Consider the following 23,605-nt stretch of genomic DNA (forward strand, 5'->3'; position numbering starts at 1 on the left):
TGTGCTGGAATTATGTACTATCATTAGTTACATGAGACGCGACAGCAAACTATCATCGATCCTCCATGTGCTGCTGCACATGGCCCACGCGGGACGCCCGATGACGTCCGAGGAACTTTCCGGCTACCTGGACACCAACCCCGTGCTGGTGCGGCGCGTGATGGCCGGCTTGCGCGAACGCGGCTACGTGGCGTCGGTCAAGGGCCATGGCGGCGGCTGGCGCATCGTCTGCGACTTGCACCGCGTGACCCTGCAAGACATCTACGTGGCCGTGGGTTCGCCCACCATTTTCGCCATGGGCAACCGCGTCGACCAGCCGGGCTGCCTGGTCGAACAAGTGGTCAACCAGTCGCTGGCCGGCGCCTTCGACGAAGCCGAGGCGCTGCTGATCCAGCGCTTTGGCGCCGTCACCCTGGCTGACCTGGCCGAACGTTTCAGCCAACAATACGCCATCCACAAAGGAGCACCCCATGCACATTCCTGAACCGCACAGCGCCACGTTTGACGCCATCATCATCGGCGGCAGCTACGCCGGCCTGTCCGCCGCCACGCAACTGGCGCGCGCCCGCCGCCGCGTGCTGGTGATTGACGGCGGCCAGCGCCGCAACCGCTACGCCAGCCATTCCCACGGCTTCCTGACCCGCGACGGCAGCGAGACGGCCGCCATTGCGGCCAAGGGCAAGAAGCAACTGATGGCGTATGCCACCGTCACCTGGCTGGACGGCACGGTCGCGCAGGCGGCAGCCTGCGGCGATGGCGATGGCTTCAATGTGACCCTGGCGGACGGCAGTGTCGTGCACGGCCGCCGCCTGGTGCTGGCCACCGGCGTGATCGACGAACTGCCGCCCGTCGATGGCCTGGCCGCGCGCTGGGGCAGCAGCGTCTTTCACTGCCCGTATTGCCACGGCTATGAGCTGGAGCAGGGCGCCATCGGCGTGCTGGCCACCGGCCCCCTGTCCATGCACCATGCCCTGATGCTGCCCGACTGGGGCACGGTCACCTTTTTTCTCAATGACGCCTTTGAGCCCGATGCGGCGCAGCTGGCACAACTGGATGCGCGCGGCGTGACGGTGGTGCGCACGCTCGTGGCGCAGATCGACGGGGTGGCCGATGTGGTCTTGGCGGACGGCAGCCGTCATGCGATGGCCGGCCTGTTCGTGGCGACCCGCACCCGCCTGGCCAGTTCCCTGGCTGACGAATTGGGCTGCTTGCTGGAAGAGGGCGCCATGGGCCCGTTCGTGCGTACCGACGAACAAAAGGCCAGCAGCGTGCCCGGCGTCTATTGCTGCGGCGACGCTGGGCGCATGGCCGGCAGCGTGGCGTTCGCGGTGGCTGATGGCGCCATGGCGGGCGTGGCAGCACACCGCTCGCTGATGTTCGGACTGGATCAGGCGGCAAAACCGCCATCGATCTTCAGCCCGGCGCCCGTGACGAAGGCCGCTTCTGCGCTGGCCAAATAGGCCACCATGCCGGCGATTTCATCGGCCGTGCCGTGGCGGGGCAGGGCCATCAGGCCGTGCATCAGGTCGGCGAAATCGCCCGTCGGCGGGTTCATGTCGGTGGCGACGGGACCTGGTTCCACGTTGTTGATGGTGATGCCGCGCGGGCCCAGGTCGCGTGACAGGCCTTGCGTCAGGCCGCTCAGCGCCGATTTGCTCATGGCGTAGGCGGCCGCGCCGCCGAACGGCATGCGGTGCGCATTCGTGCTGCCGATATTGATGATGCGCCCGCCCGTCTGCATGTGCGCCACGGCCGCCTTGATGGCGACGAACACGGCGCGCACATTGACGTTCAAGGTCTTGTCGAAGTCTGCCAGCGAAAAATCATCGATAGCGCCGGGCAGGAACACGCCTGCGTTGTTGACGAGGATATCGATCTTGCCGAATTGCGCCGCCACCTTGTCGATGGTGGCCGTCAGGGCGCTGGCGTCGGCCGCATCGGCCTGCACGCCCTGGGCCTTGCCGCCGCTGCCCTCCACCGTGGCGGCTAGCGCCTGCGCTTCGGCGGTGGAGCTTTGATAGGTGAAGACGACGCAGGCGCCCTGGCTGGCAAGGCGGCGCACGATGGCGGCGCCGATGCCGCGCGAGCCGCCCGTCACAAACGCGATATTGTCTTGCAGTGGCAACGGGGTGCGGCTGGTGGCTTGGGTTTGCATGATGTGCTTTCGGTGTGAGGAATCGAGAAGCTCAGTATCTGCCTTGCATTGTCTGTGCGGTAGCCATGAATCGCTACAATTACTTTCAACCATTAGTATCAAATGAGCGAGTAGAATAGGCGCATGGACGCCCTCAATCACCTGCAATCGTTTGTGCTGTCTGCCGAGCTGGGCAGCTTTTCTGCGGCCGCGCGCCGTCTGGGGCTGACGCCAGCCGCTGTCAGCAAAAATGTTGCGCGACTGGAAGCGAGCCTGGGACTGCGGCTGTTCCAGCGCAGCACGCGCCGCCTGACTCTGACGGAAGGGGGCGAGCGCTTCCTGCAGCAGATAGCCGGCGCCCTGTCCACTTTGCGCGAGGCCATCGCCGGCGTGGCAGAAGAGGGCGGCCAGCCGGCCGGTATCCTGAAAATCAGCATGGCGCCATCGTTCGGGCGCAGCTACGTGGTGCCCCTGCTGGGCGACTTCATCGCCCGCTACCCTGGCGTCATCCCGGACTGCCATTTCGATAACCGGCAAGTGGACTTGATCGGCGAAGGTTTTGATGTCGCCATCGGCGGCGGCATCGAGCTGACGCCCGGTGTGGTAGCGCGCGAACTGGGCCACGTCCACGTCGTCGCCACGGCGTCGCCCGCCTTCATGCAGGGCAAGGCCATGCCCGTACATCCGTCAGACCTGGCGCACTTCGACGGCGTGGCGCGCCGTTCGGCCGGCAGCGGCAGATTACGCAGCTGGATACTGCGCGACGGGCAGGGCGGCGAAGGCGTGGCCGAATGCCGGCCGCGCGCCATCTTCGACGACCCCGACGCGATGGCGCAGGCGGCCGTCATGGGCGTTGGCGTGGCGCTGCTGCCCATGGCGCACGCGCTCGACCACTTGCGCAGCGGCGCCCTGGTCCGCTTGCTGCCCGGATGGCATGCCGATTCCGGCCCCCTGTCCGTGTACTATGCCAGCAAGAGGCTCTTGCCCGCGAAGACGCGCGTGTTCGTCGATTTCCTGCTGGAGCAGTTCCGCCAGCGCGATTTCGCCGCGCAGATGCGGCCCGATTAGCCAATGAAAAATCTTATGCCTGACAACTACAGCCTGTTTTACATCTTTGACGGCGGTCAAGAGGCCCGCTTCCAGGAAGCGCGCGTGTTCGGCAGCACTGTCTGGACGGCCGCCGGCGCGGCCATGACCTGGGGCGAGGAAACGCGCAAGGACTACGCCAGCGAGGCCGAAGCGCATGCTGCCTATGCCGCCCGGTGCCAGGCAGCGCAGGCCGATGGCTATACGCTGGCGCGCGAAAGCACCATCGACCCGGCCGTATTTGATTTCGCGCTGCTGCAAACCCTGGTGGCGCACGCCGCGCGACGGGCTTTTGACGGCGTACGCCGTGCCCACCCCGAGCACCACATCAACGCTTTCGCGCTGGTGAGCGATGAGAGCGCCATGACCATGGGCCTGGTGGCCAACAGCCGCGAAGCGCTGGCCGCCTCGGAATATGGCGAAGAGATGCTGTGGAACCCGGCCGAATGGGCGTTTGACGAAGGTGGGGCGTATTTCGACAGCGCCTACCGTTTGCTCTTGCAGGCGCACCGCGACTTGCCGTTCGACGTCGATTTCGTCACTTTCCGCGCCAGCGTGTTCGACGCTTGCATCGCAGCGCTGGCGCAGCTCGACGCCGAAGGGGTATTCGGCACGGGAGCGCGGCGCGAGGAGTTCGTGCTGCTGTTCGATGTCAGCGACAGCGAGCCAGTGGAAGGCGCGATGGCGCGCTTGAATCCGCCGGCGGTGGTGGCGCGCTTCGAGGCGTGGATGGCCAGCTGGGCGGACTGATGAGTGACGAGTGATGCTTACGCCGCCACCAGCCTGAGTCGCGTAATCTCCGCCGGCGCGCCGATGCGTTTCGGCGGACCCCAGTACCCGGTGCCGCGGCTGACGTAAATCCACAGGCGGCCGCGCCGGTGCAATCCCGCCACGTACGGCTGCTGCAGCGGCACGAACAGATTCCATGGCCAGAACTGGCCCCCGTGCGTGTGGCCCGACAGTTGCAGGTCGTAGCCGGCCGCTTCGGCCTCGGGCGCGCTGCGCGGCTGGTGCGCCAGCAGGATGTGGGGGATATCGGCTGGCGCGCCGGCGATGGCCGCTTGCGGGTCGCTTTTCTGGGCCGGATCGAAGGCGACGGCATTAAAGTCGGTGACGCCGGCCAGCGCCAGGCGTGCGCCGTCGTGCTCGAGCACCGTGTGCTCGTTCATCAACACACGCAAGCCCAGGCGGCGAAATTCCGCCACCCAGGGTGCGGCGCCCGAATAGTATTCGTGGTTGCCCGTCACGAGAAACACGCCGTGGCGCGCGCGCAGTTCGCCCAGCGGCGCCGTGTGGCTGCCCAGTTGCGCCACCGTGCCGTCGACCACGTCGCCCGTGATGGCGATGATGTCCGCCTGCAGGCCGTTGGCGCGCGCGACGATGGCCTCCACGTAGGCGCGCTTGATGGTGGCGCCCACGTGGATGTCGCTCAGTTGCACGATGGTATAGCCCTGCAAGGCGGCCGGCAGGCCGACGATGGGCACGTCAACCTCGCGCACGCGCGCCACGCGGCGGGCGTTGAAGAAGCCAAGGATGGTAGCCAGCAGCGCCAGGAGCAGGACAATTACGGCGGAGGCCTGCGCGTGCGGGCGTGCTGCCGGCAGCAGCAGGGTGAGTTCGCGCAGCACGGTGAGCACGAACAGCGAAGAAAAAAAGCCCATGCATAGCGCACCGGCCCAGCTCAAACGGTCGGCCAGGCGCGCATCGCCCGTGACGGCGCGGGCGAAGATGGTCATCGGCATCAGCATGGTCGAGGCCAGCAAGACGGCGCCGCCCAGCAGCCAGCCGGCCAGGCCGATGGGGAGCGACGGCAGCAGCAGCCAGCCCAGGACGGTGTGCAGGGCGCCCAGTATCATGGTGATGCGCAGCAGCGGCGTGCGGCTTGTCATGTCATGCTTCCAGAGGTGAGGCGGCCGCCGATTATAGCCGACGCCCGGGCAACAGGCTGCCGGCCTTCGCTCATGGGGCGATATGCAACCCCAGCATGGCCAGCTTGCCGAAATCGACGGGCTTGGCGAAGTGCTCGTTGAAGCCGGCTTGCAACGCCGCCTGGCGGTCGTGTTCCTGGCCATAGCCGGTCAGCGCGACGAGCAGGAATTGCTGCGGCATCGGCAACTGGCGCATTTTGACGGCCACCTCGTAGCCGCTCATGTCGGGCAAGCCTATGTCGAGAAAGACAATGTCGGGCCTGAATTCCAGCGTGCGCTCGGTGGCTTGCGCACCCGTGTAGGCCGTGCGCACCGTGTGGCCGTACATTTCCAGCAATTCGGCCAGGGTGTCGGCCGCATCGCAGTTGTCGTCGACGACGAGGATGCGCAGGCTGCTACCGGTGGCAGCCTGCGGCGCTGGCGCGGCCGGCAACGGTACGTTGGCGTCGAGCGGCAGGATGACTTCGAAGGTGCTGCCCAGCCCCACGCCGGGGCTGCGCACGCTGACCTGGCCGCCGTGCAAGGTCACCAGTTTGCGTACCAGGGACAGGCCGATGCCCAGGCCGTCCTGCACCCGGTCTGGCGAGTGGCCGCTTTGCTCGAACAGGCCGAAGATGCTGTCGATGCTGGCGGCGGCGATGCCGATGCCGTTGTCGCTCAGGCTTATGTGCACGTTGTCGCCCTCGCGCACGGCGGTAATGGCGATGCGCCCGCCCGGCGCCGTGAACTTGGCCGCGTTGAGCAGCAGGTTGGCGACGATTTGCGACAGGCGTACGGCGTCGCCGCAGACCCACAGTTCTTCCTGGGGCAGGTTCACGTCGAGTGCATGGCCGCGCGCTTCGACGCTGTGCGAGCTCGTTTCCAGCGCGCTGCGTATGACGCTGGCCAGGCTTACGCTTTCCCATTGCAGCGAGATTTTGCCCTGTGAAATGCGCGACACGTCGAGCAGATCGTCCACCAGCCGCACCAGGTGGTCCGTGTGGCGGCCAATGGTGCGGCGCGCATTGTCCTGCACGGCCGGCACGACGGGGTCGAGCTTGCACAGCAGGGCCAGCGCCGTGCGGATGGGACCCAGCGGGTTGCGCAATTCGTGCGCGAGAGTGGCCAGGAATTCATCCTTGCGGCGGTCCACGTCGCGCAGCGCGCGCTCTACCCGTCCCAGGCGCAGCAGCGCCTTGACGTTGGCGATCAGTTCATCGGCCTCGATGGGCTCGACCAGGTAATTGTCGGCGCCGCCGTCCAGGGCGCGGATCTTGTCGGCCGTGCCGATGCAGGAGGCCGACGTCTGCAGCACCAGGATGGTGTTCGTCTCGGCGCCGCCCTTCAGTTGGCGGCACACTTCCAGACCGTTGATGTCGGGCAGTTTGACGTCGAGCAGGATCAGGTTGGGGCGGTCCTGCCGGGCGCGCAGCAGCGCGTCGCCCCCGTTCGACGCTTCGATGACCTTGAAGCCGGCGCGTTTGAGGATGCGCGACTTGGCGTAGCGTGCGCCGTCGCTGTCATCGACGTTGAGGATCAGAGCATCGCTGTTGTTATCCGGTAGCATGCGCATTGTCCCAGGTGGTTGTGCCTTGCGGCGGAACCGGCTCTTGCCGGTGGTGTGGATTGCCGATCAGTGCGCGCAGGGTCGCCAGCAGTTGCTGGCGCGGCAGCGGCTTGACGTAGTAGGCATCGGCGCCCAGGGCCAGGCCTTTGCGCACGTCGTCGATCTCGGTGGCGACGATGACGGGCACCTGGCGCCGCAGCGGGTCGTTTTTCAGCTCCGCCAGCCAGTGCCAGGCCGTTTCGCCGTGCAGCAGGATGTCGAGGATGACGGCGGCGGGGCGCTGCTGTTCCCAGCGTTCCTGCGCCTCGCGCACGCTGCGCGCGGGAACCACGCGAAATTCGCTGCCGGCCAAGAATTTTTCATACAGCAGGCGGATGGGCGGATTGTCTTCCACCACCAGCACGGGTATGCGCTGGTCGTTGCCATTGTCGTTGGCCGGCGCACAAGGTGGCAGGCTGCCTTCGGGCGCATGGTAGCTGGCTGGCAGGACCACGGAAAACAGCGATCCCTGGCCCGGCGTGCTTTCCACCGACACCGTGCCATTGAGCAGGGTGGCCAGGTTGCGGCACAGGGGCAGCCCCAGGCCCGTGCCCTTGACCTTGCGCTGCATGTGGTTTTCCACCTGGCTGAATTCCTCGAAGATCAGCTGCACGTCGTCGGCGGCGATGCCCAGACCCGTGTCGGAGACGGAGAAGCGGATGGCGTCCTGCTCCGGCAAGGGCGTGGCGCTGACGATGATGGCCCCGGCTTCGGTGAACTTCAGGGCATTGGAAATGAAGTTGCGCAGGATTTGCGACAGCTTGCCTTCATCCGTGTGGATGTGCAGCGCCGGATCGGGGTCTAGGAAGGTGAGCGTGAGCGAATCGGACACCAGCAGCGGGCGCAGCATGCCGCGCAGGGCGCTGAACAGGTCGGCTACTTGAAAACTGTTGGCATGCACGTCGACCTTGCCCGCCTCGATCTTGGCCAGGTCCAGCAAGTCGTTCACCAGGTCGCTCAGGCTGACGGCGCTTTGCAGGATGAACAGCACCTGCTTTTCCTGTTCCTCGGACAGCTCGCCGTCGATGCGGTCGAGCAGCAGCTTGGACAGGGCGCGGATGGAGCTCAGCGGCGTGCGAAATTCATGGCTCATGTTCGACAGGAAGCGCGATTTCATCTGGTCGGCGCGGCGCAGGTGGTCGGCTTTTTCGTCCAGTTCCGCGAACAGCGCCACCACGCCCCGGTTGGTGTCTTCCAGTTCGCGCGTCAGCTGCAGCAGGTCGTCCTGGCGCGTTTTGAGTTCGGCCAGGGTGCTCAGCAGTTCGCGGTTCTGCTGCTGCACTTCGGATAGCGTGATATCCGGCGGCAGCGCTTGCAGGCTGCCGGACAGCGCGCCTATCATGCTCCCGTCGAGCAGGGGCGCATCGCGCGGGAACAGCTTGTGCAAGGTGATGTGCGTGCCGTCGCCCGGCGTGCTGCGGATGTGGCAGCGGTCCATCAGGCGCTGGGCGCCCAGGATGCCCAGGCCCAGCCCCGTCGGCGAGCGGTAGGTGCCGGCCAGTATTTTGTCGAGCTGCGCGATGCCGGGCCCCTGGTCTTCGATGCGGATGCTGAGTACCTGCGGCGCCGTCTGGCCATCGATGGCGAAATGCACCTTGCCGCTGCCGGCGTAGTTGCAGGCGTTGCGCGCCAGTTCCGACACGGCCGTGGCGATGCGCACCTGGTCCTGCACGCCAAAGCCGCACAGGGCGGCGATCTGCCGCGCGCGCTGGCGCGCCCCCACCACATCGAGTTCGCTGCCGATATGCGCCGTCAATATGCGTTGTGTCATGGCGTGTCGTTCCTTTCCGCACCGGCATGCCGGTGCTCCTCATGTTCGCGCAGCACCACCACCGTGACGTCGTCGCGCCCGCGCGCAAAATCGCGGTATAGCACGGCGGCGACAAGGCTGGGGTGGCAATGCGCCAGGCCCGGATAGCGTTCCAGGTCCCAGCGCGTGTGCAGACCGTCCGAGTGCATGATCAAGGTGGCGCCCGGTTGCCATGGATAGCAAAATTCCTGCACCTTGCGCAGATTGCTGCCGACGATGCCGTTATGCGACAGCAAATGCCGGCGCTGCTGCGCATCGAAGGCGCAGGCGGCGATATTGCCCACGCCCGCATAGCGCAATTCGCGGCGCGCGCTGTCGATATGCGCCACGGCCAGCGCCGCGCCGCGCGTGGCGCGCAGGGCGCCGTGGGCCAGTGCGATGAAGGGGGCGGGCAGGGGCGGCAGGCCGGGCGTGTCGTGTTCAAGCAGGGCGCTGGCGCATTCCGACGCGCGCGCCGCCAGGGGGCCGTGGCCCAGGCCATCGGCCAGCATCAGGCTCAGTTCATGGCCTTCGCAGACCACGTTCCAGGCGTCGCCGCACACCTGTTCCGAGGGCAGCGGCAGGCACACGGCGCCGATCCGCCAGTTCGGGCTGGCCGGGATGGCGCTGCTGGCGTGCTGTCCCCATATGACCATCATCAGCACCGTGCCCTTGCCAGGCGCCGTGTACAGGTCGAATTCCTGGCTCAAGCGGCGTATCGCGCCCAGGCCCACGCCGTAGGTGCCCGTGGTGGAATGGCCATCCTGCATGTGCTGGCGCACATTCGCCATGCCGGGGCCGTTGTCGATGGCCAGCACTTCGATGCCGCTGGTGCCGCCGCGCAGGACCTTGCGCAGCAGGATTTCGCCGCGCTGCGCGTGCTTGACGATGTTCGTGGCCGCTTCGCTGATGATGATGGCCAGCTGGCCCGTGCGCACGTCGTCGAAGCCGATGCGGCGCGCCAGTTCATTGCCCGCGCGGCGGGCCGCGGCGATCTCGCTCGGTTCGCCGATGGGAAAAGTTCTTTGCCTGAGAATGTCAGGCTGCGGTTCCTGGTAGTTCAAAACAGCTTCCATTTCGCGATGGTGACGGTGGTGCCCGCGCCGGGCACCGTGTCGATGTGAAATGCGTCGGCCAGGCGCTTGGCGCCACCCAGCCCCAGTCCCAGTCCGCCGCCGCTGGTATGGCCATCGGTCAGCGCCAGGGGGATATCTTCGATGCCCGGTCCTGTGTCGACAAAGCGCAGTTCCAGTCCCTGGCGCGCGCCATCGCAGATGCGCGCGATGCGCGCTTCGCCCCCGCCGCCGTAGCGCAGGGTGTTGCGCGCCAGTTCGCTGGCCGCCGTGATGATCTTGGTCTGTTCGATCAGGCCAAAACCCATGGCGACCATGCTGTCGCGCACCTGCTTGCGCAACCGCACGACGTCTTCGTCGCTGTGCAGGGGCAGGATCTGCGCGGGGTCCTGTGTCTGCGCGCCTAGCACGGCGCCCCCGTCATGCGCATGCGCCGCCCTGTTCCAGCAGTTTGATGCCCCGCTCCACGTTGAGCGCCGTGCTCACGCCTTCCAGGGTCAGCCCCAGTTCCACCAGGGTGATGGCGACGGCCGGCTGCATGCCGACGACGACCGTGCGCGCGTCGAGGATTGTCGCCATCGCCGCCGTGTTGCTGATCATGCGGCCGATGAAGGAGTCGACGATGTCGAGCGCGGAAATGTCGATCAGCACGCCCGTGGCGCGGTCGGTCACGATGCGGGTGGTCAGGTCGTCCTGCAAGGTCATCGCCAGGCGGTCATGCATGTCCACCTGTATCGTCACCAGCAGCAGCCGGCCCATGCGTAAAATGGGGATTCTTTCCATAGGCGCCTCAGTGTTGTTGCTGCTGATAGGTGATGCTGGAACCCGTGCGTTTCAGGGCCACGACGAAGGCGTCGGCCAGGGTGGCCTTGGTCATCACGTCTTCCAGGTTGACGCCCAGGTGCACGATGGTTTGCGCAATCTGCGGGCGGATGCCGCTGATGATGCAGTCGGCGCCCATCAGACGCGCGGCGGCGATGGTTTTCAATAGATGCTGCGCCACCAGGGTGTCGACCGTGGGCACGCCCGTGATGTCGATGATGGCGATCAGGGCGCCCGTGTCGACGATCTTTTGCAGCAGGCTTTCCATTACCACCTGCGTGCGCGCGCTGTCGAGGGTGCCGATCAGGGGCAGGGCCAGCACGTTTTGCCACAGTTGCACCACGGGCGTCGACAGTTCCAGCAATTCCTGCTGCTGGCGCAATATCACCTGTTCGCGCGCCTTCTGGTAGATGGCGATGGTCAGCAGGCCCAGTTCGTCGAACAGCTTGCTGGTGCTGACGATGGCGTCGCCCAGCTCCTGCGGCTGCGCCGTGATTTCCTGGCGCAGGTAGGCGAACAGCGGTTCCTTGAGGGCGAACATGAAGCTGGCCGTGTCTATAGGAGAATAGCCCTGGCGCACGCGCGACTGCGATATTTCAGCGATCAACTGGCGCGTGTCGTCCCAGGCGCCGCCTTCGATGTCGAACGATTCGCCGCTTTCCAGTGCGCCCGCCAGCAGCGGCAGGAATTGCGCTGCCTGCTGGCGCAACTCGTTTTCCGCGATCTTGTCGCGCCGCACCAGGCGGGCGATCAGGCCGGCCATCCAGCCGTCCAGCAGTTGCGCGTGGTGCGCGTTGATGATGGCGGCCAGTTGCTGCGCCTGGCCTGTGCCCGTCTTGACCGTGTCCGTCTTGATTCTCATGCTCATCCTTGGCTGGAGTGGAGGGTGCGGCGCTGCCGCAAACGGGCCCGCGCTGTGATGAATAAATTATAGGCAAGCGTGTCCGTAGCCTGTGTTCTGTGCCGCACATAGTGGCGCATGTTGTTCCAGATTTTCTCAGGAAACACCCATGCATTTAAAGATGCATGTAATTTGTATGTTTAAACGAATTCCGCTACACTGGCAACACTCAACAAGAGAAACACGCCATGAATATCGACAAATTCAAACAGCAGCACCTGGCCATCCTGGCCGCCATCGATGCCTTGCGCCAACTAGCGCGCGGCGGTGTGGCCGCACAGGCGCAGGCCATTGCCGAACAGATTGTCGCCATGAGCGGCTTGATCAAGCTGCACCTGGCCGTCGAGCAGCGCTACCTGTATCCGGCCGCGCAAGCGTCCGGCGTGGCCAAGGTGGCCCAGCTGGGGCGCCAGTACGACAACGAGATGCACGGCATTGACGGCGCCTACCTGGATTTTGCCGGCCGCTGGAATACGCCCGTGCGCCTGGCCGCCGAACCGGAAGCTTTCCGCAGCGAAGCCAATACCGTACTGCACGCGCTGTTCCAGCGCATGCGGCGCGAAGATACCGAGTTATATCCAGCCGTTGAAACGCTGGCCTGAGACCGCTTACCTATATAGACACAGGAGTTTTACATGCTGACCCAAGAACAACGCGCCATCATCACGGCCACCGTCCCCATCCTCGAACAGGGCGGCGAAGCGCTGACGCGCCACTTCTACAAGAATCTGTTCCGCGACCATCCCGAAGTGCTGCCGTACTTTAACCAGGCGCACCAGCACAGCGGCGACCAGCAGCGCGCGCTGGCCAATGGCGTGCTGATGTATGCCAAACATATTGATAAACTCGATGCGCTGGGCGACCTGGTGGCCACCATCGTCAACAAGCACGTGGCCTTGCAGATCCGCGCCGAGCACTATCGGCTGGTGGGCGCCAGCCTGCTGCAAGCCATCCGCGAAGTGCTGGGTGAAGAGGTCGCCAGCGACGCCGTCATCGATGCCTGGGGCGCGGCCTACGGCCAGCTGGCCGACATCCTGGCCGGCGAAGAAGGGCGCATCTACAAGGCGCAAGCGGCCGCGCCCGGTGGCTGGAGCGGCGCGCGTGATTTTTTAGTGCGCAGCAAGACGGTGGAAAGTGGCGAGATCACGTCCTTCCTGATGGCGCCCGCCGATGGCCAGCCGGTGCTCGACTTTGCGCCAGGTCAATATATCGGCGTGCTGGCCACGGTCGATGGCGTGCCCATGCGCCGCCAGTATTCCTTGTCCGCCGCCAGCAATGGCCAGACCTACCGCATCAGCGTCAAGCGCGAAGAGGGCGGCAAGGTGTCCAATTTCTTTCACGACCACGTGCAGGCGGGCGACACCGTGCAGCTGACACCGCCCTCGGGCGACTTCGTGCTGACCGACAGCGACAAGCCGCTGGTGCTAATCAGCGGCGGCGTGGGCATCACGCCCACCCTGGCGATGCTCACGGCGGCCCTGCGCGGCAAGCGTACCGTGCATTTCATCCATGCGGCGCGCAACCAGGGCGTGCATGCGTTCCGCGCGCAGATCGATGCACTGGCCGCGCAGCACCCGCAGTTGCAGCGTTATTACTGCTACGCGGAACACGCCGGCGAACAAGATGCGCCGGACGCCGTCGGCTTGCTGAATAAAGAGCAGCTCGGTCACTGGTTGCCGGCCTCGCGCGATGTCGACGCCTATTTTCTGGGACCGCAGCCGTTCATGCGGGCCGTCAAGCAATACTTGCGCGAGCTTGGCGTGCCGGAACAGCAGACGCACCATGAGTTCTTCGGTCCGGCTGCCGCATTGAATTGAATTTCTGCCTGCATTGTGTTGTGCCCGCGAGAAAAAATCGCTGCCGTAAGGGGCGGGTAAGTCTCGCGCCGTATTGTGAATGCAAGCTCGAAAAGAAAAGAGCACGCTCACATAACAGGAGGCAACACAATGCATGACGATCTGGTTCAAAAAATCAAGGGCGACCCCAATTATCATCGACTGCTCAAGGTGCGCTCGCGCTTCGGCTGGGCGCTGACGGGCCTGATGATGCTGGTGTACTACGGCTACATCCTCCTCATCGCCTTCAACAAGGAATTTCTGGCCACTAAAACGGGCGCCGGCGTCATGACCTGGGGCATGCCGATTGGCCTGTTCGTCATCGTGTTTACCGTGCTGGTCACCGGCATTTATGTACGCCGCGCCAACAAGCAATTCGACGACCTGACCAGCGCCATCCAGGTACGGGTGCAAGCATGAACCGCACTCCATCGACGCAACGCACATTTTCCTCCCTGGCAGCCCTGGCCTTGCTGGCGAGCGCCAGCAACAGCGTGCTGGCGGCCGGCGCCGACCTGGGCCAGGCAGTCAAGCAACCGACCAACTGGACGGCGATCATCATGTTCGCCGCTTTCGTCATTTTTACATTGTTCGTCACCAAGTGGGCGGCCGCGAAGACCAAGTCGGCCTCCGATTTCTACACGGCCGGCGGCGGCATCACGGGCTTCCAGAACGGCCTGGCCATCGCGGGCGACTATATGTCGGCCGCCTCCTTCCTCGGCATTTCCGCCGCCGTCTTTTTGAACGGCTACGATGGGCTGATCTACGCCATCGGCTTCCTCGTCGGCTGGCCCATCATCACCTTCCTGATGGCAGAGCGCTTGCGCAACCTGGGCCGCTACACTTTTGCCGACGTGGCCGCCTACCGCTTCAAGCAGGCGCCGATCCGCATTTTCTCGGCTTCCGGCACCCTCGTCGTGGTGGCGTTCTACCTGATCGCGCAGATGGTGGGCGCGGGCCAGCTGATCAAGCTGCTGTTCGGCCTGGAGTACTGGATCGCCGTCGTCCTGGTCGGTACATTGATGATGATTTACGTGCTGTTTGGCGGCATGACAGCCACCACCTGGGTGCAGATCATCAAGGCCGTGATGCTGCTGGGCGGCGCCACCTTCATGGCCGTTGCCGTGCTGGCGCAATTCAACTTCAGCCCGGAAGCGTTGTTCGCCAAGTCGGTGGACGTGCACGCCGCCAAGGAAGCCATCATGGGGCCAGGCTCCTTCATCAAGGACCCGATCTCGGCCATCTCGTTCGGCATGGCGCTGATGTTCGGTACGGCTGGTTTGCCGCACATCCTGATGCGTTTCTTCACGGTGCCAAGCGCCAAGGAAGCGCGCAAATCCGTGTTCTGGGCCACCACCTGGATCGCTTACTTCTACATCCTGACCTTCATCATCGGCTTTGGCGCCATCGTGCTGGTGAGCACCAATCCCGAGTTCAAGGATGCTGCCGGCAAGCTGCTGGGCGGTAACAACATGGCGGCCGTGCATCTGGCCAAGGCCGTGGGCGGCAACGTCTTCCTGGGCTTCATGTCGGCGGTCGCGTTTGCCACCATCCTGGCCGTCGTAGCGGGCTTGACCCTGTCGGGCGCGTCGGCCGTGTCGCACGATCTGTATGCCACCGTCATCAAGAAGGGCAAGGCCACGGGCGCCAACGAATTGAAAGTGTCGCGCGTGACCACGATCGTGCTGGGCATTATCGCCGTGGTGCTGGGCATCGCCTTTGAAAAGCAGAACATCGCCTTCATGGTCTCGCTGGCGTTCGCCATCGCCGCTTCGGCCAACTTCCCCGTGCTGTTCATGTCGGTGCTGTGGAAGGATTGCACCACGCGGGGCGCCACCATCGGCGGCTTCCTGGGCTTGACCACGGCTGTCGCGCTGACGGTGGTGTCGAAGTCCGTGTGGGTCGACGTGCTCGGTCATCCGGCGGCGCTGTTCCCTTACGCCTCGCCGGCGCTGTTCTCGATGACGGCCGGCTTCGTTGGCATCTGGCTGTTCTCGGTGCTCGACAAGAGCCCCCGCGCGCGCATCGACCGCGCCGGTTACGAAGCGCAGCAAATGCGTTCGGAGACGGGCATCGGCGCCGCTGGTGCCAGCGCGCACTAAGCTGATCCTCTAGCGCCAGAAATGCACAATGCCCGGCTTGCCGGGCATTGTTGTTTTCGCGCACCGCCTGGCGTGCTTGCTTTCGGACTTACTTGGCCAGATGCAGGGGAATCACGCCCGCCGCCAGCGCGGGCACATTGCCTGCGGGCTCCAGGATGGCTGCCAGGGTCACCGTGTCGAGCACGGCCAGGAAGGCGCCCGTGGCCTGGCCCAGCTTGGCCTTCAGCAGGCAATCGGGCGTCAGCGGGCAAGTATTGTTTTCCTTGTTGAAACATTCCGCCATGAAAAAATCGTTTTCCGTTTCGCGCACCACGGTGCCGATATTGATCTCGGCCGGGTCGCGCGCCAGGCGCAGGCCGCCGTTGCGTCCACGCACCGTTTCCACAATGCCTGACAGGCCCAGCTGGTGCACCACCTTCATCAGGTGATTCTTCGAAATCGCATGCAGTTCGGCGATGTCCTGGATGGTCACGAGTCGGTCGCGGTGCACGCCCAGGTACATCAGGGTGCGCAGGGTATAGTCGGTATAGGCAGTCAGTCGCATGGGGTATCGTTTCTAAACATGTGGATTACATCCTTGTTTCAGTCGCCAGCATACAGCAGAGCGCCTGGCCATGTGTGTTGTGCCGTCACTTTTCAGCGTCGAAAGACAAATTTGATTGCCTTTCGCTTAAATGCGTAGTAAATTTTCATATTGTTGCTCTGGTAAACAGCTCGCAAGCCCTTGTCATCCCTTTGGATAGGATTTTTATTGATGGAAATCAAAAGGATGGTGTAGCAATAAGGTAAATTTACTACAAATTCGACGATGGGCGTTTCCCGGGCCGGGAAGCGCGTACTACGCAATCTGTGCGGTGCCGCCGTGGCCGCCCCAGGAAATGAATACCATGCAAATGAATGAAGTGAAAGACGAGCTGCTGAGCAGCGATATCCGCCAACTGGGCCGTCTGCTGGGCGACGCCATCCGCAACCACCTGGGTGATCCCGCCTTCGAGCGCATCGAACATGTGCGCCAGCTGGCCATCCGTTTCCGCCGCGACAATGATGAAGCGGCGCGCGCGCAACTGTCGGACGCGCTGCAAGCGCTGTCGCAGGAAGAAACCACGCAATTGACGCGCGCTTTCAGCTATTTCTCGCTGCTGGCCAATATTGCAGAAGATCAACACCACATCCGCCGCACGCGCGCCCATTTGATCGCCGGTTCGCCGCCGCGCCAGGGTAGCCTCAGCCATGCCGTCGGCAACGTATTTGACGCGGGCAAGGCCGATGCGCTGGAAACCTTCTTTGAAGATGCCTTCGTCAGTCCCGTGTTCACGGCGCACCCGACGGAAGTGCAGCGCAAGAGCATCCAGAATTGCCAGATGGCTATCGCGCGCCTGTTGAGCGAGCGCGACCGCGTGCAAATGACGCCGGAAGAGGCGGAACAGAACGAAGAAGCGCTGGGGCGCGGCATCGTTACCCTGTGGCAGACCCGTCTGCTGCGCACCAGCAAACTGTCCGTCATGGATGAAGTGGCCAATGGCCTGTCGTTCTACGACCACACGATTTTGCGCGAATTGCCGAAATTGTATTCCTCGCTGGAAACCATGCTGGCCCAGCGCGATGCCCGCTGGGAAGATGCGGAATTGCCCAATTTCATGAAAGTCGGCAGCTGGATAGGCGGCGACCGCGATGGCAACCCGTTCGTCACGGCCGACATCCTGCGCAGCACCCTGCAGACGCAGGCCGACAAGGTACTCGACTTTTACCTCGGTGAATTGCGCAAGCTCGCTTCGCAACTGTCGCTGGCGCAAATACTCAATGCATGCAGCGAGCCGCTGCGCGCGCTGGCCGAACGCTCGGCCGATGCGTCGCCGCACCGCGTCGACGAGCCGTACCGCCGCGCCCTGCATGGCATCCATGCGCGCCTGGATGCCACGCGCGTGGTGCTCTCTGGCAAGGGCAAGCAAGCCGAAGGCGTGCAACCCTACGCTGCGGCAGCCGAACTGCTGGCCGACCTGGACGTGGTTCAGCATTCGCTGGTCAGCAATGGCTTGCGCGCGCTGGCGCGTGGCCGGCTGCGCCAACTGCGCCGCGCCGTCAAGGTGTTCGGTTTCTCGCTGGCGCCGCTCGATCTGCGCCAGAATTCCGACGTGCATGAGCGTGTCGTGGGTGAACTGTTCGCCGGCGCCCAGCCGGGCCTGGTCTATCTGGACCTGGACGAAGAGCAGCGCATCGCCGTGCTGCTGGCCGAACTGGAGTCGCCACGCCTGCTGACGTCGCCGTATGCGCAGTATTCGGAAGAAACCACGTCCGAACTCGACATCTTCCGCGCCGTGCGCGCAGCCCACGTCAAATACGGCCGCGAATCGGTGCCGAACTGCATCATCTCGAAGGCCGCCAGCGTCTCGGACTTGCTGGAAGTGGCTTTGCTGCTGAAAGAAGTGGGCTTGCTGCGCCAGGACAGCCGCGAAGTGGACGTCAATATCATTCCCCTGTTCGAAACGATCGACGACTTGCGCGCCGGCCCCGCCATCATGGCGCGTGCCTTCGGCTTGCCGTTCTACCGTGGCTTGCTGGCGTCGCGCGCGGACCAACAGGAAGTCATGCTGGGCTATTCGGACAGCAACAAGGACGGCGGTTTCCTGACCTCCGGCTGGGAACTCTACAAGGCCGAGATCGAGCTGGTGACGGTCTTCAAGCAAGAACAGATCAAGCTGCGCTTGTTCCACGGCCGCGGCGGTTCCGTCGGCCGCGGTGGCGGACCCAGCTACGAAGCTATCCTGGCCCAGCCGGCGGGCGCCGTGCAGGGACAGATACGCCTGACGGAGCAGGGCGAAGTCATCACGGCCAAGTATGCGAACCCCGAAGTGGGGCGCCGCAACCTGGAAGTGCTGGTGGCCGCCACCATCCAGTCGACCCTGCTGCCGCAGGCACAGCTGCAAGCGAAGGTCTCGGCCGGTGCGGGCCACCTGGCCGCGATGGAAGAGCTGTCCGGCACGGCTTTGAACGCTTACCGCGACCTGGTCTACGGCACGGAAGGTTTCGAACAGTATTTCTGGGAATCGACGGTGATCGCGGAAATTGCCGCCCTGAACATCGGCAGCCGTCCCGCCTCGCGCAAAAAATCCACGTCCATCGAGGATTTGCGCGCCATTCCCTGGGTCTTGAGCTGGGCCCAATGCCGCTTGATGCTGCCGGGCTGGTTCGGTTTCGGTTCCGCCGTGCAAGCCTACCTGGCCGCCCATCCCACCGATGGCGCGGACGTGCTGCGCGGCATGTACACGGACTGGCCCTTCTTCACATCCTTGCTGTCGAACATGGATATGGTCCTGGCCAAGAGCGACATCGCCATCGCCGGCAAGTATGCGGAACTGGTCAAGGACAAGGCCTTGCGCGACGCCATCTTTACCCGCATCCGCGCCGAATACGCGGCCACGCTGGACGCCTTGAAGCTGATCACGGGCCAGGAAGAGTTGCAGCAAGCCAATCCACTGATGCAGCGTTCGATACGCAACCGTTTCCCGTATATCGACCCGCTCAACCACGTGCAGGTGGAGCTGTTGAAACGCTTCCGCGAAGGCAAGCAGGATGCGGCGGCGCGCACGGGCATCCATTTGTCGATCAATGGTATTGCGGCAGGGTTGCGGAATAGTGGTTAATTCTTTTTAACCCAATGGCAAATGCTGGGGTCGGACCTGAAGGTCTGACCCCGGATTTTGCACTTGGGTTAGTTTCAAGCAAAACATCAAGGAGACAGCATGACCATCAAAGTTGCCATCAATGGCTATGGCCGCATCGGCCGCAATGTCTTGCGCGCGTTTTATGAAGGCGGCAAGCAGCAGGATATCGAGATCGTCGCCATCAATGACCTGGGCGACGCCAAGTCGAATGCGCATTTGACGCGCTACGACACGGTGCACGGCAAGTTTCCTGGCGTCGTCACCATCGATGGCGACAATATGCTCGTCAATGGCGACCGCATCCGCGTCTTCGCGCAGCGCGATCCGGCCTTGATCCCGTGGGGCGAGCTGGGCGTCGATGTGGTGCTCGAATGCACGGGTTTCTTCACGACCAAGGAAAAAGCCTCGGCCCACCTGAAGGGCGGGGCGAAAAAAGTCATCATTTCCGCGCCGGGCGGCAAGGACGTGGACGCCACCATCGTGTTCGGCGTCAACCAGCACGTGCTGAAAGCATCCGATACGGTCATTTCGAATGCCTCGTGCACGACGAATTGCCTGGCGCCACTGGTAAAGCCGCTCAACGACGCCATCGGCATCGAATCGGGTCTGATGACCACCGTGCACGCCTACACGAATGACCAGGTGCTGTCCGACGTGATGCATGAAGACTTGCGCCGCGCCCGTTCGGCCACGCATTCGATGATCCCTACCAAGACGGGCGCGGCGGCCGCTGTCGGTCTGGTCTTGCCGGAACTGAACGGCAAGCTGGATGGCTTTGCCATCCGCGTGCCGACGATTAACGTCTCCTTGGTCGACCTGTCCTTCATCGCCAAACGCGACACCAGCGTCGAGGAAGTCAACGCCTTGCTGAAAACGGCGTCGGAAGGCGCGCTGAAGGGTATTTTGACGTACCAGACGGAGCCGCTCGTTTCCATCGATTTCAATCACAACCCCGCCTCGTCGAACTTCGATGCGACCCTGACCAAGGTCTCGGGCCGCCTCGTGAAAGTGTCATCGTGGTACGACAACGAGTGGGGCTTCTCGAACCGCATGTTGGACACCACGGTCGCCCTGATGGCGGCCAAGTAAGAAAGAACCACCGCTGATCCAGCGCACCAGGACGGCCGGCCCACAAGGCTGGCCCTTGTAGTAACTCATTATAGAAAGCAGCACACCATGACCATGCAAGTACAGCAACGCGCTACCAAGATCGTTTCCACCATCGGCCCCGCTTCGAACGATATCGATACCCTGGTCCGCATGTTCAAGGCCGGCGTCGACGTCGTGCGCCTGAACTTTTCGCATGGCAAGGCGCAAGACCATATCGACCGCGCCCGCATGGTGCGCGAAGCGGCAGCCCTGTGCGGCCGCGAAGTGGCCATCATGGCCGACTTGCAAGGCCCAAAGATTCGCGTCGGCAAGTTTGAAGAAGGCAAAATTTTCCTGGAAAACGGCGCTTCCTTCATCCTCGACGCGAAATGGGGCGAAAACGGCGAGCTGGGCAATATCGAGCGCTGCGGCCTCGACTACAAGGAATTGCCGCGCGATTTGCGCACGGCCGATGTATTGTTGCTCAATGATGGTCTCATCGTCTTGACGGTCGACAAAGTCGTCGGCAGCGAAATCCACACCACCGTCAAGATCGGCGGCGAATTGTCGAACAACAAGGGCATCAACCGCCAGGGCGGCGGCCTGTCGGCGCCGGCCCTGACGGCGAAAGACATGGAAGACGTGAAGACGGCGATGAGTTTTCAGGCCGATTACGTGGCCGTGTCCTTCCCGAAAAACGCCACCGACATGGTGATGGCGCGCCAGTTGGCCAATATCGCCGGTGAAGCGTGGGACCACAAGCCGATGATGATCGCCAAGATCGAGCGCGCGGAAGCCATTCCTGCGCTGCAAGAAATCCTCGACGCTTCCGACGGCATCATGGTGGCACGCGGCGATCTGGCCGTGGAAGTGGGCAATGCGGCCGTGCCGGCCTTGCAAAAGCGCATGATCAAGATGGCGCGCGCGTCGAATAAACTGGCGATCACGGCCACGCAGATGATGGAATCGATGATCGTCAACGCCGTGCCGACCCGCGCGGAAGTGTCCGACGTGGCCAATGCCGTGCTCGATGGCACGGACGCCGTCATGACGTCGGCGGAAACGGCCTCTGGGCGTTACCCGATTGAAACGGTGGAAGCGATGGCCGCCATCTGCCTGGACGCGGAAAAGTGGGATACCTGCAAGCTGGACGCCGATTTCCTCAACGCCACGTTCTCGCGCATCGACCAGTCGATCGCCTACGGCGCCCTGTTTACGGCCCATCACCTGCGCGTCAAAGCCATTGCCACCCTGACGGAATCGGGCTCCACGGCACTGTGGATGAGCCGTTGCAATATCGATATCCCCATCGTCGCCCTGACCCCGAGCGTGGGCACGCGCCGCAAGCTGGCCCTGTACCGCAACGTCAGCACCCTGGAACTGACCTCCGGCACGGACCGCGACAAGGTCTTGCAGCAGGCGGAAGACTTGCTGGTGGAACATAAAGTCGTGGCCAAGGGCGACACGGTCGTACTTACCTGGGGCGAGCCGATGGGCAAGGTCGGTGGCACGAACGCGCTGAAAATCATGAAGATCGGCCAGCATTGACCGTGTATTATTGAGCACATCGCTGGCCAGCCGCCGCCCGCAGCCTTAAGACTGGCTGAAAGGGCGGCCGTTGGCCTGGCAGATGCCCAATCTGCCATTGTGGTGGCCACATTTCCGTGTCAGCATGGTTTTCCTGCCTTTCAGGGCGCATCCGGAGTTCATGATGACTGCATACCTGCCTGCCTTGATCTGGTCGCTGTCGGCCTTCGCTTGCCTCTTCATTGCCAAACGCCGCTCCTTGAAAACAACTGCTGTCAGGGCCATCCTGGTGGTGTTTCTGGGGCCGCTAGCCATTCCCTTCGTGCTGGCCGCAAAGCCCGTAACATCTACTCTGGCATAATCGCCCGCGACCACCTGGTGACGGCGTTAGTATATAAAGCGCTGGCAGCCACGCTGAAACAACAGTTTCCGAGGAGAGGCAGGCGCCGGCATTGACGCCGGAGGCAATGATTTGTGATAATGAGAATTATTATCAATTAGCCGCGCCCTGCCTTGAGCGCATCGGAATCCCTAGTGAACATTGCGCAGTCCAGCGAATCGATCGCAGTCATTTACAGCAGCCACCACGGCTGGCTGATGCGCTGGCTGCGCGCCAAGCTGCAGTGCGCCGACCATGCGGCGGACCTGGCGCAGGATACGTTCGTGCGTCTGCTGACGGCGCCGCCTGAGGGCCGGCAAACCTTGCGCGAACCGCGCGCCTACCTGACGACGGTGGCGCAGCGCCTGCTGATCGACCATTACCGGCGCCTGTCGCTGGAGCAGGCCTGGCTGGAAACCCTGGCGCAGCAGCCCGATCTGCTGATGCAGTCGCCGGAAGAGCGCTTGCTGGTGCGCGAAGCCTTGCAGCGCATCGATGCCATGCTTGACGGCTTGCCGCCGCTGGTGCGCAGCGCCTTCCTGCTGGCGCATGTGGACGGCCTCGCGTATGGGGAAATCGCCCGGCGCCTGGACGTGAGCGAGCGCAGCATCAAGCGCTACATGGTGCAGGCGTTTGAGCGCTGCATCCTGCTGATCCTGTGAATGCCAGCATGACCGCCATCGATCCCCGCGTCGCGCGGGCGGCGGCGCAATGGCTGGTGCGCCTGCACGGGGGCGCCTTGACTCCCGATGAGCAGCAAGCCTTCCTGGCCTGGCGCGCCAGCGATCCCGCGCACGAAGCGGCTTGGCAGAGGGCCGAGCTGGTCTGCAGCACCCTGGCCAGCGTGCCGCCCGCGCTGCGCCAGACGGCGGACGCGGTGCCAACATCGCCACACCGGCGTGCCGTGCTCTACGGCCTGGCCGGGCTGATCGCGGCCGGGCCGGCGCTGTGGCTGGCCAGCCAGTCGGCGCCATGGCAAGCGTGGCGCGCCGCCATCCGTACGGGCAGGGGGGAAATCCGCCATATGGCATTGCCTGACGGCACGCAACTGGCGCTCAACACGGACACGGCCATCGACGTGCATTTTGACGGCGTGGCGCGGCTGCTCGTGCTGCATGCCGGGGAAATCCATGTCGCCACGGCGCACGACGGGGCCGTGCCGGCGCGCCCGTTCCTCGTGCGCAGCAGCAATGGCACCGTGCGCGCGCTGGGTACACACTTCAGCGTGCGCCACGCCGGCACTGTGCTGGCACCGCGCACCGAGGTGAGTGTCAGCGAAGGCGCCGTCGAGATCCAGCCAGCGCAGGCCCCCGGCGCCTTGCGCACGGTCGATGCGGGCCGGCAGGGCAGTTTCGATGATCATGCCGTTTCTGCCTTGGCGCCGCTGGCGCCGCACGCTGCCGGCTGGCTGCAGGGCGTGCTGATCGCCGAGCGCATGCCGCTGGGTAAGGTGCTGGAACAGGTGGCGCGCTATCGCTATGGCGTGCTGCGCTGCGATCCGGCACTGGCGGCCATGCCCGTGGACGGCATCTTCCAGCTGAACGACCCGGACAACATCCTGCTCTTGCTGCAGCGCTCCTTGCCGATCCGGCTGGCGCGCCGCACGCGCTACTGGATCAGTGTCGAGGCGGCTTGAAATTGTCGGCTTACGCGTGGCCTTGCCACGCTAAGCCGACCTACGCCTGTCGGGTAT

At 64.0% G+C, this 23,605-nt stretch carries 23 protein-coding genes; 14 read left to right on the forward strand and 9 right to left on the reverse strand.

Translation table 11 applies throughout. From position 1 onward, the window contains the following. Positions 1-31 precede the first annotated feature (31 nt). Positions 32-484: an RrF2 family transcriptional regulator gene (locus tag ACQ4WS_RS04925; RefSeq protein WP_436474176.1), complete on the forward strand. Its 453-nt coding sequence runs from the start codon at positions 32-34 to the stop codon at positions 482-484. Further along, positions 471-1,460, forward strand: a complete 990-nt coding sequence (locus tag ACQ4WS_RS04930) for an NAD(P)/FAD-dependent oxidoreductase (RefSeq protein ID WP_436474178.1) — start codon at positions 471-473, stop codon at positions 1,458-1,460. The genes ACQ4WS_RS04925 and ACQ4WS_RS04930 overlap by 14 nt, the downstream gene beginning before the upstream one ends. Here the strand turns inward: ACQ4WS_RS04930 and ACQ4WS_RS04935 are convergent. Continuing rightward, positions 1,388-2,155: an SDR family oxidoreductase gene (locus ACQ4WS_RS04935; RefSeq protein ID WP_436474180.1), complete on the reverse strand. Its 768-nt coding sequence runs from the start codon at positions 2,153-2,155 to the stop codon at positions 1,388-1,390. The two genes, ACQ4WS_RS04930 and ACQ4WS_RS04935, sit on opposite strands and share 73 nt — an antisense overlap. Before the next feature lie 123 nt (positions 2,156-2,278). Between ACQ4WS_RS04935 and ACQ4WS_RS04940 the strand changes: the two genes are divergently transcribed. Then, complete coding sequence (locus tag ACQ4WS_RS04940) at positions 2,279-3,202, forward strand: LysR family transcriptional regulator (RefSeq protein WP_436474182.1); 924 nt, start codon at positions 2,279-2,281, stop codon at positions 3,200-3,202. A gap of 15 nt (positions 3,203-3,217) precedes the next feature. Then, positions 3,218-3,970 carry a DUF4303 domain-containing protein gene (locus ACQ4WS_RS04945; RefSeq protein ID WP_436474184.1) on the forward strand — a complete coding sequence of 251 codons (753 nt, stop codon included), beginning with the start codon at positions 3,218-3,220 and terminating at the stop codon, positions 3,968-3,970. Between the two features lie 17 nt (positions 3,971-3,987). Here ACQ4WS_RS04945 and ACQ4WS_RS04950 read toward each other — a convergent pair whose 3' ends face one another. The 7 genes from ACQ4WS_RS04950 to ACQ4WS_RS04980 all read right to left on the reverse strand — a co-directional run bounded on the left by ACQ4WS_RS04950 (position 3,988) and on the right by ACQ4WS_RS04980 (position 11,279). Beyond that, positions 3,988-5,109, reverse strand: coding sequence for a metallophosphoesterase (locus tag ACQ4WS_RS04950; RefSeq protein ID WP_436474186.1), 1,122 nt, complete (start codon positions 5,107-5,109; stop codon positions 3,988-3,990). A gap of 70 nt (positions 5,110-5,179) precedes the next feature. Next, positions 5,180-6,694 carry an ATP-binding response regulator gene (locus ACQ4WS_RS04955; RefSeq protein ID WP_436474188.1) on the reverse strand — a complete coding sequence of 505 codons (1,515 nt, stop codon included), beginning with the start codon at positions 6,692-6,694 and terminating at the stop codon, positions 5,180-5,182. Next, positions 6,681-8,504, reverse strand: a complete 1,824-nt coding sequence (locus tag ACQ4WS_RS04960; protein WP_436474190.1) for an ATP-binding protein — start codon at positions 8,502-8,504, stop codon at positions 6,681-6,683. The genes ACQ4WS_RS04955 and ACQ4WS_RS04960 overlap by 14 nt, the downstream gene beginning before the upstream one ends. After that, positions 8,501-9,598: an ATP-binding SpoIIE family protein phosphatase gene (locus tag ACQ4WS_RS04965; RefSeq protein ID WP_436474192.1), complete on the reverse strand. Its 1,098-nt coding sequence runs from the start codon at positions 9,596-9,598 to the stop codon at positions 8,501-8,503. Before ACQ4WS_RS04965 ends, ACQ4WS_RS04960 begins: the two co-directional genes overlap by 4 nt. Continuing rightward, positions 9,583-10,005 carry an ATP-binding protein gene (locus tag ACQ4WS_RS04970; RefSeq protein WP_436474194.1) on the reverse strand — a complete coding sequence of 141 codons (423 nt, stop codon included), beginning with the start codon at positions 10,003-10,005 and terminating at the stop codon, positions 9,583-9,585. Before ACQ4WS_RS04970 ends, ACQ4WS_RS04965 begins: the two co-directional genes overlap by 16 nt. Positions 10,006-10,015: 10 nt before the next feature. Continuing rightward, positions 10,016-10,378, reverse strand: coding sequence for an STAS domain-containing protein (locus ACQ4WS_RS04975; protein ID WP_436474196.1), 363 nt, complete (start codon positions 10,376-10,378; stop codon positions 10,016-10,018). A gap of 7 nt (positions 10,379-10,385) precedes the next feature. After that, positions 10,386-11,279 carry an STAS domain-containing protein gene (locus ACQ4WS_RS04980; RefSeq protein ID WP_436474198.1) on the reverse strand — a complete coding sequence of 298 codons (894 nt, stop codon included), beginning with the start codon at positions 11,277-11,279 and terminating at the stop codon, positions 10,386-10,388. Between the two features lie 227 nt (positions 11,280-11,506). On the opposite strand from ACQ4WS_RS04980, the gene ACQ4WS_RS04985 reads away from it, so the two are divergent. From ACQ4WS_RS04985 to ACQ4WS_RS05000, 4 genes are all read left to right on the forward strand, one after another. Then, on the forward strand, positions 11,507-11,920 hold the full coding sequence (locus tag ACQ4WS_RS04985) for a hemerythrin domain-containing protein (RefSeq protein ID WP_436474200.1): 414 nt from the start codon (positions 11,507-11,509) through the stop codon (positions 11,918-11,920). A 33-nt stretch (positions 11,921-11,953) separates the two neighbouring features. Next, positions 11,954-13,135 carry an NO-inducible flavohemoprotein gene (hmpA, locus tag ACQ4WS_RS04990; protein ID WP_436474202.1) on the forward strand — a complete coding sequence of 394 codons (1,182 nt, stop codon included), beginning with the start codon at positions 11,954-11,956 and terminating at the stop codon, positions 13,133-13,135. Between the two features lie 129 nt (positions 13,136-13,264). Continuing rightward, positions 13,265-13,573 carry a DUF485 domain-containing protein gene (locus ACQ4WS_RS04995; protein ID WP_436474204.1) on the forward strand — a complete coding sequence of 103 codons (309 nt, stop codon included), beginning with the start codon at positions 13,265-13,267 and terminating at the stop codon, positions 13,571-13,573. Next, positions 13,570-15,255, forward strand: coding sequence for a cation acetate symporter (locus tag ACQ4WS_RS05000; RefSeq protein ID WP_436474206.1), 1,686 nt, complete (start codon positions 13,570-13,572; stop codon positions 15,253-15,255). Before ACQ4WS_RS04995 ends, ACQ4WS_RS05000 begins: the two co-directional genes overlap by 4 nt. Before the next feature lie 88 nt (positions 15,256-15,343). Here ACQ4WS_RS05000 and ACQ4WS_RS05005 read toward each other — a convergent pair whose 3' ends face one another. Continuing rightward, positions 15,344-15,799, reverse strand: coding sequence for an RrF2 family transcriptional regulator (locus ACQ4WS_RS05005; RefSeq protein ID WP_436474208.1), 456 nt, complete (start codon positions 15,797-15,799; stop codon positions 15,344-15,346). Between the two features lie 343 nt (positions 15,800-16,142). Between ACQ4WS_RS05005 and ppc the strand changes: the two genes are divergently transcribed. The 6 genes from ppc (at position 16,143) to ACQ4WS_RS05035 (ending at position 23,548) form a co-directional block, all read left to right on the forward strand. Further along, a complete protein-coding gene (gene ppc / locus ACQ4WS_RS05010; RefSeq protein ID WP_436474210.1) occupies positions 16,143-18,896 on the forward strand; it encodes a phosphoenolpyruvate carboxylase in 2,754 nt (917 codons plus the stop codon). Between the two features lie 99 nt (positions 18,897-18,995). Beyond that, positions 18,996-20,006, forward strand: coding sequence for a type I glyceraldehyde-3-phosphate dehydrogenase (gene gap / locus ACQ4WS_RS05015; RefSeq protein WP_436474212.1), 1,011 nt, complete (start codon positions 18,996-18,998; stop codon positions 20,004-20,006). 87 nt (positions 20,007-20,093) lie between these two features. Next, positions 20,094-21,554 carry a pyruvate kinase gene (gene pyk / locus ACQ4WS_RS05020; RefSeq protein ID WP_436474214.1) on the forward strand — a complete coding sequence of 487 codons (1,461 nt, stop codon included), beginning with the start codon at positions 20,094-20,096 and terminating at the stop codon, positions 21,552-21,554. A gap of 82 nt (positions 21,555-21,636) precedes the next feature. Then, entirely contained in the window at positions 21,637-21,894 is a 258-nt protein-coding gene (locus tag ACQ4WS_RS05025) for a hypothetical protein (RefSeq protein WP_436474216.1), read from the forward strand. Positions 21,895-22,067: 173 nt separating this feature from the next. Continuing rightward, entirely contained in the window at positions 22,068-22,574 is a 507-nt protein-coding gene (locus ACQ4WS_RS05030; protein ID WP_436474218.1) for a sigma-70 family RNA polymerase sigma factor, read from the forward strand. A gap of 8 nt (positions 22,575-22,582) precedes the next feature. Beyond that, the gene (locus tag ACQ4WS_RS05035) at positions 22,583-23,548 is read left to right on the forward strand and encodes a FecR domain-containing protein (protein WP_436474220.1); all 966 of its coding nucleotides are present in this window, start codon (positions 22,583-22,585) and stop codon (positions 23,546-23,548) included. Positions 23,549-23,605 lie beyond the last annotated feature (57 nt).

Source organism: Janthinobacterium leeuwenhoeki (assembly GCF_051380795.1).
Taxonomy (GTDB): Bacteria; Pseudomonadota; Gammaproteobacteria; order Burkholderiales; family Burkholderiaceae_D; genus Janthinobacterium.